Origin of the sequence: Vibrio sp. S11_S32, assembly GCF_014694465.1 — a bacterium.
In the GTDB taxonomy this organism is placed as follows: Bacteria; Pseudomonadota; Gammaproteobacteria; order Enterobacterales; family Vibrionaceae; genus Vibrio; species Vibrio algicola.
The window spans coordinates 1-11,413 of sequence record NZ_JAAUWS010000063.1 but is presented as its reverse complement, the minus strand read 5'-3'; the positions used below and the strand labels follow the sequence as shown (position 1 = coordinate 11,413).

General features: G+C 35.7%; 12 protein-coding genes. All 12 read left to right on the top strand.

All coding sequences use genetic code 11. From position 1 onward, the window contains the following. Window positions 1-398, top strand: a 398-nt coding sequence (gene rfbC / locus HC723_RS15430) for a dTDP-4-dehydrorhamnose 3,5-epimerase (RefSeq protein ID WP_190339711.1), incomplete at its 5' end; no start/stop codon positions are given. Next, on the top strand, window positions 391-795 hold the full coding sequence (locus HC723_RS15425) for a WxcM-like domain-containing protein (protein WP_190339710.1): 405 nt from the start codon (window positions 391-393) through the stop codon (window positions 793-795). The genes rfbC and HC723_RS15425, both read left to right, overlap by 8 nt. Further along, window positions 792-1,238: an acyltransferase gene (locus HC723_RS15420; RefSeq protein WP_190339709.1), complete on the top strand. Its 447-nt coding sequence runs from the start codon at window positions 792-794 to the stop codon at window positions 1,236-1,238. Before HC723_RS15425 ends, HC723_RS15420 begins: the two co-directional genes overlap by 4 nt. Further along, window positions 1,238-2,356: a DegT/DnrJ/EryC1/StrS family aminotransferase gene (locus HC723_RS15415; protein ID WP_190339708.1), complete on the top strand. Its 1,119-nt coding sequence runs from the start codon at window positions 1,238-1,240 to the stop codon at window positions 2,354-2,356. Before HC723_RS15420 ends, HC723_RS15415 begins: the two co-directional genes overlap by 1 nt. Continuing rightward, window positions 2,353-3,600, top strand: coding sequence for an O-antigen translocase (locus tag HC723_RS15410; RefSeq protein ID WP_190339707.1), 1,248 nt, complete (start codon window positions 2,353-2,355; stop codon window positions 3,598-3,600). The genes HC723_RS15415 and HC723_RS15410 overlap by 4 nt, the downstream gene beginning before the upstream one ends. A gap of 42 nt (window positions 3,601-3,642) precedes the next feature. Next, window positions 3,643-4,488, top strand: coding sequence for a glycosyltransferase family 2 protein (locus HC723_RS15405; protein WP_190339706.1), 846 nt, complete (start codon window positions 3,643-3,645; stop codon window positions 4,486-4,488). Between the two features lie 2 nt (window positions 4,489-4,490). Next, on the top strand, window positions 4,491-5,762 hold the full coding sequence (locus HC723_RS15400) for a hypothetical protein (RefSeq protein WP_190339705.1): 1,272 nt from the start codon (window positions 4,491-4,493) through the stop codon (window positions 5,760-5,762). Continuing rightward, window positions 5,759-6,697 (top strand): glycosyltransferase family 2 protein, encoded by a 939-nt coding sequence (locus tag HC723_RS15395; protein ID WP_190339704.1) that lies wholly within the window; start codon window positions 5,759-5,761, stop codon window positions 6,695-6,697. The genes HC723_RS15400 and HC723_RS15395 overlap by 4 nt, the downstream gene beginning before the upstream one ends. Window positions 6,698-6,707: 10 nt before the next feature. Then, a complete protein-coding gene (locus HC723_RS15390) occupies window positions 6,708-7,610 on the top strand; it encodes a glycosyltransferase (protein ID WP_190339703.1) in 903 nt (300 codons plus the stop codon). Between the two features lie 2 nt (window positions 7,611-7,612). Continuing rightward, window positions 7,613-8,551, top strand: coding sequence for an NAD-dependent epimerase/dehydratase family protein (locus HC723_RS15385; protein ID WP_190339702.1), 939 nt, complete (start codon window positions 7,613-7,615; stop codon window positions 8,549-8,551). Next, entirely contained in the window at window positions 8,548-9,105 is a 558-nt protein-coding gene (locus tag HC723_RS15380) for a sugar transferase (RefSeq protein WP_190339701.1), read from the top strand. Before HC723_RS15385 ends, HC723_RS15380 begins: the two co-directional genes overlap by 4 nt. Before the next feature lie 95 nt (window positions 9,106-9,200). After that, a complete protein-coding gene (locus tag HC723_RS15375) occupies window positions 9,201-11,129 on the top strand; it encodes a polysaccharide biosynthesis protein (protein ID WP_190339700.1) in 1,929 nt (642 codons plus the stop codon). The last annotated feature ends 284 nt before the right edge of the window (window positions 11,130-11,413 follow it).

Sequence of the window (11,413 nt, the reverse complement as noted above, 5' to 3'; positions counted from 1 at the left end):
AGAAAGGGATTTTACGAGGACTTCATTATCAAACAGAAAATACTCAAGGAAAGTTGGTAAGAGTTGTTTCTGGTGAAGTGTTTGATGTGGCGGTTGATATTCGTAAAGACTCACCTACATTTGGGAAGTGGGTTGGAGAGTATCTTTCTGCTGAAAATAAGCGACAACTTTGGGTACCAGAAGGCTTTGCGCATGGTTTTTATGTGACAACTGATGAGGCCGAATTTGTATATAAATGTACGGATTATTATAATCCAAACGCTGAAATATCGATTCGATGGGATGATCCTGAAATAGCTATTCAATGGCCGATTGATGAAGTACCAATGTTATCTGCGAAAGACCAAGATGCGATAATCCTAGTTAAGCTAGATATTACACGAGGTAAATGTGAGTAGTTTAATTCAACTAATTGATTTCCCAGCACTAGGGGATGACAGAGGCTCGTTAGTTGCATTAGAAGCCAATAAAAGCATTCCTTTTGATATCAAGCGCGTGTATTACATTTTTGGCACTCAAAAAGGGGTTTCACGAGGTTTCCATGCTCATAAAAACCTTAAGCAAGTAGCGGTTTGCGTCACAGGAAAATGCCGAATGCTTTTGGATGATGGCACTAAGCGAGAAGATGTTTGGTTGGATTCATCAACAAAAGGCTTATATTTCGAAAATTTGATTTGGCGTGAAATGCACGATTTTAGCCATGACTGTGTTTTATTAGTATTAGCCAGTGAACATTATGAGGAAGATGATTATGTGCGTGATTATAGTGAGTTTTTGACGTTGGTGAAGTTATGATTCATAAAATGAGCGATGTTCAATCAGATAACGTTGGCTTAAATACAAGTATTTGGCAATTTTGTGTTGTTTTGCCAAGTGCGGTAATTGGTAGTAACTGTAATATTTGTTCTCATTGTTTAATTGAAAATGATGTTGTGATTGGTAATAACGTGACTATAAAAAGTGGTGTTCATGTGTGGGATGGAATAGAAATACAAGATAATGTATTTGTTGGTCCTAACGTTACTTTTACGAATGACTTGCATCCTCGCTCAAAAATGTATCCTCAAAATTTTTTAAAAACAATAGTAAAAATGGGGGCATCTATTGGAGCTAATGCTACTATATTACCTGGTATTACTATTGGTCAAAAGGCAATGGTAGGGGCTGGCTCAGTTGTTACTAAAGATGTTCCAGATAATGCCACAGTGGTTGGAAATCCAGCTAAAGAGATAAAATAATGATCCCGTTTTTAGATTTAAAAGCAATAAACCAACAATATGAAGATGAATTAAAACAAGCTTGTGCCAGAGTGATTGATTCTGGTTGGTATGTTCTTGGGTATGAAGTGACTGAATTTGAAAAAGAATTTGCGAGCTATTGTGAAACTGAACATTGTTTAGGGGTTGCTAATGGGTTAGATGCTTTGATTCTTATACTCAGAGCTTATATCGAAATGGGGGTAATGCAAAAAGGGGATGAGGTCATTGTGCCTGCAAACACTTATATTGCCTCTATATTAGCTATTTCTGAAAATGGGCTAACCCCTGTTTTAGTTGAACCTAGCATCGATACTTTCAATTTGGATCCTAGCTTAATAGAAGCCTCGATTACATCTAAAACTAAAGCTATCTTAACTGTCCATTTATATGGTCAAGTTACAAATATGGATGAGATTAATCAAATAGCAACCAAACATAATCTCAAAGTTATTGAAGATTGTGCACAAGCGCATGGAGCTGTATATCAGGGGCAATATGGTCATGCTAAAAAAGTCGGTAGCCTTGGTGATGCGGCAGGGTTTAGTTTCTATCCAGGGAAAAACCTTGGTGCTTTGGGTGATGCTGGTGCGGTAACAACCAATGATACAAAACTAGCTGAAACAATTTCTGCTTTACGCAATTATGGCTCACACGAAAAATATAAAAATCTCTATAAGGGGCTTAATAGTCGTCTTGATGAAATTCAAGCAGCAATGTTGCGTGTAAAATTACGTTATTTAGATAAAGAAATAGAAGCAAGACGCTTGGTAGCCAAAGCCTATTTAGATGGTATAAAAAATCCTGCTATTCAATTGCCTACTGTCGATGATCATGATGCGCATGTTTGGCATCTATTTGTTATTAAAATAAGTCAACGTGAAGTGCTAGAAAAGTATTTGAAGGAGAATGGTGTTCAAACATTGATACATTATCCAACACCGCCTCATAAGCAAGAAGCCTATTCAAATTGGAATGATATTAGATTATCCTTAACCGAATCTATCCATAAGGAAGTATTGTCATTACCACTTTCCCCAATAATGACAAAACAAGACGTTGAACAAGTAATTTCTATCGTTAACCAATTTAAAAGATGAAACGCCTCTTAAAAATAACAGCAATGACGGGTTTATTGACCTTGCTTAAAATGGTGATGGGTTTTGTTATTGCGAAAGTGGTTGCGATATATACCGGCCCTAGTGGAATGGCCATGCTAGGGCAAGTTCAGAGTATGGTTACAAGTCTTAATGGTATCGTTAGCGCGCCTGTTGGAACTGGGGTTGTTCGTTATACGGCAGAGAAATACAATAAAGGATATGAATCTTGTGCACCATGGTGGAGAGCATCATTACAATGGCTTATATTAATATTAGCAGTCGTACTCCCTATCGGTTTATTAGTATCAGAACAGCTGTCAATTTGGCTATTCAAAGATCCTGCTTATAATTGGATTATACAAGTTACAGTAATCGCTTTGCCAATAACGGCTATTGGCACATTGTGTAACTCTGTTATTAATGGCCAACAAAACTATAAACGTTACGTTGTATTAGGGATGTTATCGGCGGTAGTCTCTAGTATCACTATGATCGGTATGATTATCTATTCAAATATTCAGGGGGCTTTATTTGCAGCCGCTGTCCAATCAGCATTGATAGGTGTGATCATGTTGGTCATGTGCTTGAAGCAACCTTGGTTTAAGTTATCCTATTGGTGGGGGAAAACGGACACGACTGCAGGTAAAGCTATTGGCGGCTATGTATTGATGGCAATAACTTCTGCTTTAACAGTCCCAATATCTTTAATCTTAATTCGAAATATTTTAGTATCACAAGTCGGGTGGCAAGAAGCAGGACATTGGCAAGCAGTATGGAAGATCTCAGAGGTTTACCTTAGTGTGATAACCATGGCTTTAGGTACATATTATCTACCTAGGTTATCATCCTTGACTGGTGCTGATGCTATTATAAAAGAAATCAATAATACGGTGAAAATTATTATCCCTATTATTTCCATTATGGCATTAATCATTTATTTATTGCGAGATGTAGCAATTTGGATTTTATTTACAGATGAATTCAAATCCGCACGTAACCTGTTTGCAATACAGCTTTGTGGTGATGTGATAAAAATTGCTAGTTGGTTATACGCTTATCCTATGTTATCAAATGGGCGATTTAAGTGGTTTGTTAGTACGGAAATAATATTTTCGTTATTATTTGTTGTTATTTCATATTTTTTAATAAATTCATATGGTGTACAAGGTGCTAATATGGCGTATTTGATTAATTATAGTTGCTATTTGTTATTCATTCGTTGCTTTATTCGACGTATAGTCTGAGTTGGTCATATTAATGTGTTTTATGTGAGTTTAATTTAAATTATGATAAAGAAAATATCTATTATTTGTCTGACGTATAATAACTACAGTTTATTAGCTAAGGCGATTAAGTCTGTGGGCACTCAGAAAGTGAATGATGACTTATATATGGAGATTGTTGTTGTTGATGACTGTAGTACCTTATTTGATTATGAATATATTGAAAGTGTGTTAGTAGAAACGAAAATTAACTATAAAATAATAATTAATGAAGTGAATCTTGGGACTGTAAAGGCATTTAATCTTGCAATAAATAATTCCTGTGGGGAAATAATAATCCCCTTATCAGCAGATGACTATTTTTACAAAAAAACATCAATTCAAACTATTGTAGATATGTTTAATAACACTGATTATGAAGTGATTTCAGCAATGAGGCACACTCAAGACAAAAAAGAAAAAACAAAGCTTAATACCTTCTTTTTCATGGAAGAACAGGATGTATTAAAGTTTTTATTAATTCGAGGTAATATTATTTCGGGAGCTTCTACTTATTATGCACGCTCAATTTTTAAAAAAGTAGGAGTATTCGATGAGAAATATGATTTATTAGAGGACTATCCATTTTTTATTAAAATACTTACATTAGGGATGAAAATTGGAAGATTAAAAGAGGAAACTATTGATTACTCTCTAAATGGCGTCTCTAATGGGGAAATTAACCCTCGATTATTAAATGATTACAATAAGCTTAATCAAGAAATATTAACCAGAACTGATTTGAGTTTTTTTGATAAAAGAAAGATTCAGTTTAATAAGGTTTTAACTGCTAGTGACCGCAGACGTGTAATTAACTTTGTGTTATATATTGATCAATATATTCTTTATCTTTTAAAAAAAAGTTACTAAATATGAGTTATCTAGTCAAGTTTGCTATAGGAATAGTAGAGCATAATTTTCTGTATTACTCATTACTTTGCTTTATTCTTTTTTTGATTCAATTTTTTTTAGTAAAAAAACATATTTATAGTATTTTTGATCCATTGTTTTTCTTTATTGGATTTAATTCATTTGCCTGGTCTACAGCTTTTTTTTCTAGTGAATGGAATGTTTTCCCAATATTGGATATATCTGTGATGAACTTGGCTTTCTTGCTTCCAGCTCTTTTTATTAAGCCAATCTCAATGAATAGTTATCATCAAGCTCTGTTACTTAGGCTTAGAGCTATAGATTTTCAAATTTTCTATACGATAACAATTATTATGGTTTTGGCTACATTAATACTATGGCTATTTAGAGGTATTCCAGTTCTTTCAGATAATCCTGATCAAAGTAAGATCATGCTTTATTCTGGGGGTTTCGGCATTGTTCGATTTATACATATGACAACACCTGTATTTTGTTGTCTATTTTCGTTGTTATCTCTTATTTTAAATGATAATTCAACTGTCAAGAAAATGTTTTTATGGTTTATAATAATTATATCTTCTTTCATTCTGGTTTCTACAGGTTCAAAGTCATCAATTTTACCATTGGTTTTTATATTTGGCTTCGTATCATGTCTTGCTCCATACAATAAGAAAGCTAAGAGAATGAAAACTGCAACATATTGGTTGTTATTATTTACAATTATTGTTGTGTTTATTGTTTTTTCTTTAATTAGCAAGTCGACAAGTTTTAATGTAATATTTGAATTGTTTTTGATTCGTATGATTGCTTTTGGTGATGCTTTTTATTTTTGGTATCATTTTCATTTAGAAAGCAAAATGGTTCAAATAAATTTAATCTATTATTTATTTGAACCTTTACTTTCAATGTTGAAATTAGTACAGCACCCCTTTCCACTAGGAGCTGAACTTGTTTCAGTTGCAACTGGAGATGATCTGGTTTCTTTTGGACCGAATGGACAGCTTCCAATAGTTCTTGCTCTTTCCATTGGATATGCTAAATATTTTATTATTTTCTTATTTGGATGTTGTTTGTTTTGGTTGAGAAGTAACTTACATCGTATTGTTTCTAAATTTGGGATCTTTGGAATGTTATTATTCTCTTCGTCGTTTTTTTTACTAACAAATATATATGCAGACATATCATTATTACTTTCTACAATTTATGCAGTCATAATAATTTATTTTCCGTTATATGTATTTTTGTCTTTATTTAAAAAGAAGGTGGAAAAATGAAGCTAGGTGTTGTTATCGCATCATATAATGGCGGTAAATATATATATGAACAAATCACATCAATATTAGAATCTGAAGGTTCAAGTTTAATTAATGAGATTTTAATTTCAGACGATGGTTCTTCAGATAACACTATAGATATTATTAAAAGTATAAATGACTCTAGAATCCATATATTTGAAAATAAGTTAAGAAATGGTCCTGGCTTTAATTTTGTTAATGGGCTAACTAAAAGTGATGCTGATTTTGTATTTCTATGTGATCAAGATGATGTATGGCCTAAGGATAGAATAAAAAACTTCTTTGAAGTGGCTGGTAAGTTAGATAAAAATGAACCAGGTATAGTTTGTTCAGATTTGACAGTTGTTGAACAAAATTTAAATGTATTAGCTGACTCATTTTATGATTTTGAACACATTCCTAAAAATTGGTCACTTAATATTGAGAATTTATTTCTTCAAAATTGCTCTCCAGGTTGTGTGATGCTTATAAATAAGCCAGCGGTGGATAGGTTAGTGAAAACTTTTTCTAATGATAGTGTAATGCATGACTGGTGGATATTATTGTATGCTTCTTTACATGATAATATAATTTTTTTAGATAAAAGCACATTATTATATAGGCAGCATGATTCGAATACAATTGGTATTAGTAAGCCGCTATCTGTCTCCAATTTCTTCTCTAAATTTAAACAAAGTCGCAGTAATTTGTTATCTGTAATAAATCAAACTAAAGCATTTAATATGTCTCTTACTGATAAAGAAAGGTTATTGTTGAGTGAATATCAGCTATATCTGTTAAGCTTTTATTCTGATTACAAGAACAAAGGATTAAAAGATAGGTTTTATTTCCTATTAAAATCAAAAAAAATAAAGTCGTCATTTTCTAAGAATTTGATTACAAAGTTTTTTTTGTTTCTACATTTTAAGGTTTAGATTATTAATAATGGATAAAGTGTGCATATTATTAGCCACTTATAATGGTGGGAAATATATTTCAACGCAGTTGGATTCAATTCTAGCTCAGGTAGGTGTAAGCGTTGATATTTACATTAGTTTAGACGTGTCTAAAGATGATACTTTAGAAATAATTAACGATTACATGGGTAAATATGAAAATATAAAGTTATTACCTTACGGTGAAAAATTTGGTAGTGCTGGTAAAAATTTTTTCCATTTGATTCAGAATGTCCCTTTTGATGATTATGATTATGTGAGTTTTTCAGATCAAGATGATATTTGGTTAGATGACAAATTGATTGAATCTGTTAATTTTATGAGTAAGCATCAAGCACATGCATACTCAAGTAACGTTACTGCATTTTGGTCCGATGGTAGAGAGAAAGTTATAGTTAAGAGTGCACCACAGGTTGAATTCGATTATATTTTTGAATCAGCAGGTCCTGGATGCACCTTTGTATTTTCTCAAGAAGCTATAAAATCAATAAGAGGTAAATTAAAGTCCAATATTGAAGAACAAGATAACCTATGGTTGCATGATTGGTTTTGTTATAGTTTTTGTCGAACCAATGGTTTTAAATGGGTAATAGATCCTGTATCTCGAATGCGCTATCGGCAACACTCTGATAATGTTGTCGGTGCTAATAGCGGTTTGAAATCTATCTTAACAAGAGTGACATCAGTATTAAGTGAAGACGCTTTTATAAAGGTAATAAATCAAGCTAATTATTTAGATCAAAATAATAAACCTTTAAAACTTCTTCGAGCAAATGATTCTTTAAGTCTGCTTAAGTTGGCATTCTTAGGGGGTAAATGTAGAAGGAAATCTTTGGAGAAAATCATGTTTTTCTTCGCAGTGATATTATTTTCATTTAAAAGGTTATTTTAGTTATGGGGAAAGTGTTGATTACTGGCTGCACTGGCTTTGTTGGACTTAACTTTAAAGCAACTACCCTTGATTTTAGGGCGGTTATTAGGTCGTTAGAACATCATGAGTATCAAGATTATTTTGTCGTTGATAGAATTAGTGCATCTACATGTTGGGACGGAGTTTTCAAAAACATTACCTCAATCATCCACCTTGCAGGCTTGGCTCATAACCATGATTACACCGCTGAAGATTATGAATCAGTTAACGTTCATGGTACTTTACATTTAGCAGCTGAAGCGGCGGCAGCTGGTGTCAAGCGTTTTGTTTTTGTCAGTTCAATCGGTGTTAATGGTACCGTGACGCATAATAGTGTATTCAAACCAGAGCAAGTGGCATGCCCACATAATGCTTATGCTCAATCAAAGTATGATGCAGAAGTTGGCTTAAAAAAAATTGCAGATGAAACGGGCCTAGAGGTGGTGATTGTACGTCCGACTTTAGTTTATGGTGTGAACGCTCCTGGTAATTTTGGGGCTTTGACAGCATTAGTTAAAAAAGTACCCTTTTTACCTTTCGGTTTGCTGAATAATAAGCGTGATTTTATCGCGGTACAAAACCTTGTTGATTTATTGGTTGCTTGTGCCGAGCATCCAAATGCATCAGGGCATATTTTTTTAGCATCTGATGGTGAAACGGTATCCATAAAAGAATTTACTAATGCTATAGCCGAAGGACAAGGTAAAAAATTAATTCAGCTGCCAGTACCAAGCGTCATAATGAAATTTGCCGCTAAATTACTGGGTAAGTCGGCAATGGCTGGGCAATTATTGGATGACTTACAAGTTGACACATCAAATGCTTACGATATTCTTGGTTGGAAAGCACCCTATACCATGAAGCAGGCTATGTCTTTACTTTCAGACCAAGCTTCAACACCAAATCAGAGTAAAAATAAATGATCCGACTTATCGACTTTTTCGCGGCCTTCTTCGGCTTACTTTTCTTATGGCCCATTCTTTTGATTGTTGTGATCATTGGGCTATTTGATACGGGCTCGCCTGTGTTTGTGCAGACTCGAGTTGGTAAAAATAAAAAGCCATTTAAATTGATCAAATTTCGCACCATGTCAGTTGAAACCAAATCGGTGGCAAGCCACTTAGCCAATAATGCCTCTATTACTAAGTTAGGTGCTTTTTTACGCAAGACAAAGATTGATGAGCTTCCTCAATTGATTAATGTGGTGAAAGGCGAGATGAGCTTAGTAGGGCCGCGTCCTAATCTATTTAATCAAGAAGAGTTGATTGAAAAGCGCGATGCACTGAAAGTGTACGATGTACTACCAGGGATCACCGGTTTAGCCCAGGTTCAGAACATTGATATGTCTACACCTGAACTGCTAGCCAAAACAGATAAAAAAATGATCGATACTTTAACCTTATCCTTATATTTTAAGTATATAATCATGACTGCTACAGGTAGTGGTAGTGGTGATGCGGTTAAGCCTTCGAAATAATAGTTATTCACAATGAAGACTTTTCTAACAACGCCAGTTTATCGCTGGCGTTTTTGGTTTTTTAGCAACAAGAATAGAAGAGATCCGCTAGGTCTATGATAAAACTTAACTACATTTGGTCGTTATCTCGATTCAACAAACGAATCATTAGTCTCATTATCGATGCATTCTTTGTCACTCTCGCATTTGTCGCGGCTTATTGGGCTCGGTTGGGGCATACCCACGCGGTGTTCCAAAATGATAATTTATATGTGCTCTTGGCGACATTAGCGGTTACGTTACTCTGTTTTACCAAGCTGGGTTTATATCGAGCTATTCTGCGTTACTTAACCTTTCATGCATTATTTGTTGTTAGTGTTGGTACCATTATTTCCGGTACTACGGTTGCAATATGTGCGTTTTATCTTGATGCCTATGTGCCGCGTTCTATTCCCATCATCTATACTGCATTTCTTTGCTTGATGTGTGGTGGCTCTCGCTTAATCGTTCGCGTGTTGGTTTCGCAGCAATATACCAAAGGGCTGGAGCCAGTATTAATTTATGGCGCTGGCAGCTCTGGTCGTCAGTTAGCGATTGCATTGCGTTCTTCTTCAGATTATCGAGTACGTGCTTTCGTCGACAACGATAAAACATTGCAAAACACAGTGATCCAAGGATTGACGGTGAATAAACCGAAAAACATCCAATATCTGATTAAACGCTACAATATTAAAAAAATCCTGCTGGCGCTGCCTAGTGCAACTCGATCACAACGAAAAGAAATTATCGATACCTTAGTGCCTTATCCGGTCGAAGTGTTAACCGTTCCTGCAATGAGCGATATTGTGTCGGGCAAGGCAACCATTGATCAATTAAGTGATGTGCCGATTGAAGATTTATTGGGGCGTGAAGCTGTCATGCCGCAAAAAGTACTATTAGAATTAAATATAAAAAATAAAGTGGTGATGGTAACGGGCGCCGGTGGTTCGATTGGTTCCGAGCTTTGTCGTCAGATTATCCAACAAAAACCCAAAGCATTAGTGTTATTCGAGTTATCTGAGTTTGCGCTGTATAAAATCGATAAAGAGCTGAGTACTTACATAGCTGAAAACGGCTTATCTATTCCTATCTACCCGTTACTAGGCTCAGTGCAGCGTATTAATCGCCTTGCGACAGCCATGAAACACTTTTCGGTCGAGACGGTTTATCATGCCGCCGCTTACAAACATGTCCCGATGGTAGAGTACAACGTGGTTGAAGGTATTCGAAATAACATCTTCGGTACCTATTACAGCGCTAAAGCGGCCATTGAGGCAGGGGTAAAATCCTTTGTTCTTATTTCTACCGACAAAGCCGTGCGCCCAACCAATGTGATGGGCACGACTAAACGTATTGCCGAATTGGGGTTACAGGCTTTAGCACAAGAAGAAGCAAAAAAAGAACATGGAACCGATTTTTGTATGGTTCGTTTTGGTAATGTTTTAGGATCGTCAGGCTCGGTGATCCCATTGTTTAAGCGACAAATTGAACAAGGTGGACCATTAACAGTCACCCATCCTGATATTATTCGTTACTTTATGACCATTCCTGAAGCCGCGCAATTGGTTATCCAAGCCGGCGCGATGGCAAGAGGCGGAGATGTGTTTGTTCTTGATATGGGCGAACCCGTACGCATCACAGATTTAGCTGAAAACTTAATTCACCTGTCTGGTTTAGAAGTGAAATCCGAGAGTAACCCGCATGGTGATATCGAAATTCAATTCACCGGTTTACGCCCTGGTGAGAAATTATATGAAGAGTTATTGATTGGTAATGATGTGAGTGAAACCTCGCACGAGCGAATTATGACCGCATCAGAAGTGTGCATTAGCAGTGAAGAATACCAGCGATTGCTCGAACAGCTCGATAAAGCTTGTCACGACTTTGACCATGACCTTATTCGTGAGATATTGATCAATACCCCGGCAGGATTTACCCCGAGCGATGGCATTAGTGATTTGGTTTGGAAGCAAAGAGTCATGATTGAAGATGTATACCCAAAGTAATTGAAGTTGCAGTGAGGCGGCAAATAAACGAAGCCCCATGAGCTTAGCTTGCCTAAGTGATATGGGTGAGTTAGCGCAGCCAACAAAGCTGCAGCTTCAAGTAAGACGGGTATAAAAGCTTAACAGTTAAAATCGACATCAAGAACAGGTGAAAATATTGTAAGCGTTCACCAGCACCCTATTGACAGGGCTGGTGAACGTTAAAAACCGAATACGTTTGGGTAGGGCTGTCGATTCGTCACGGCTGTGACGATTTCGGACACAACTGACCATGCTGAGAGGCC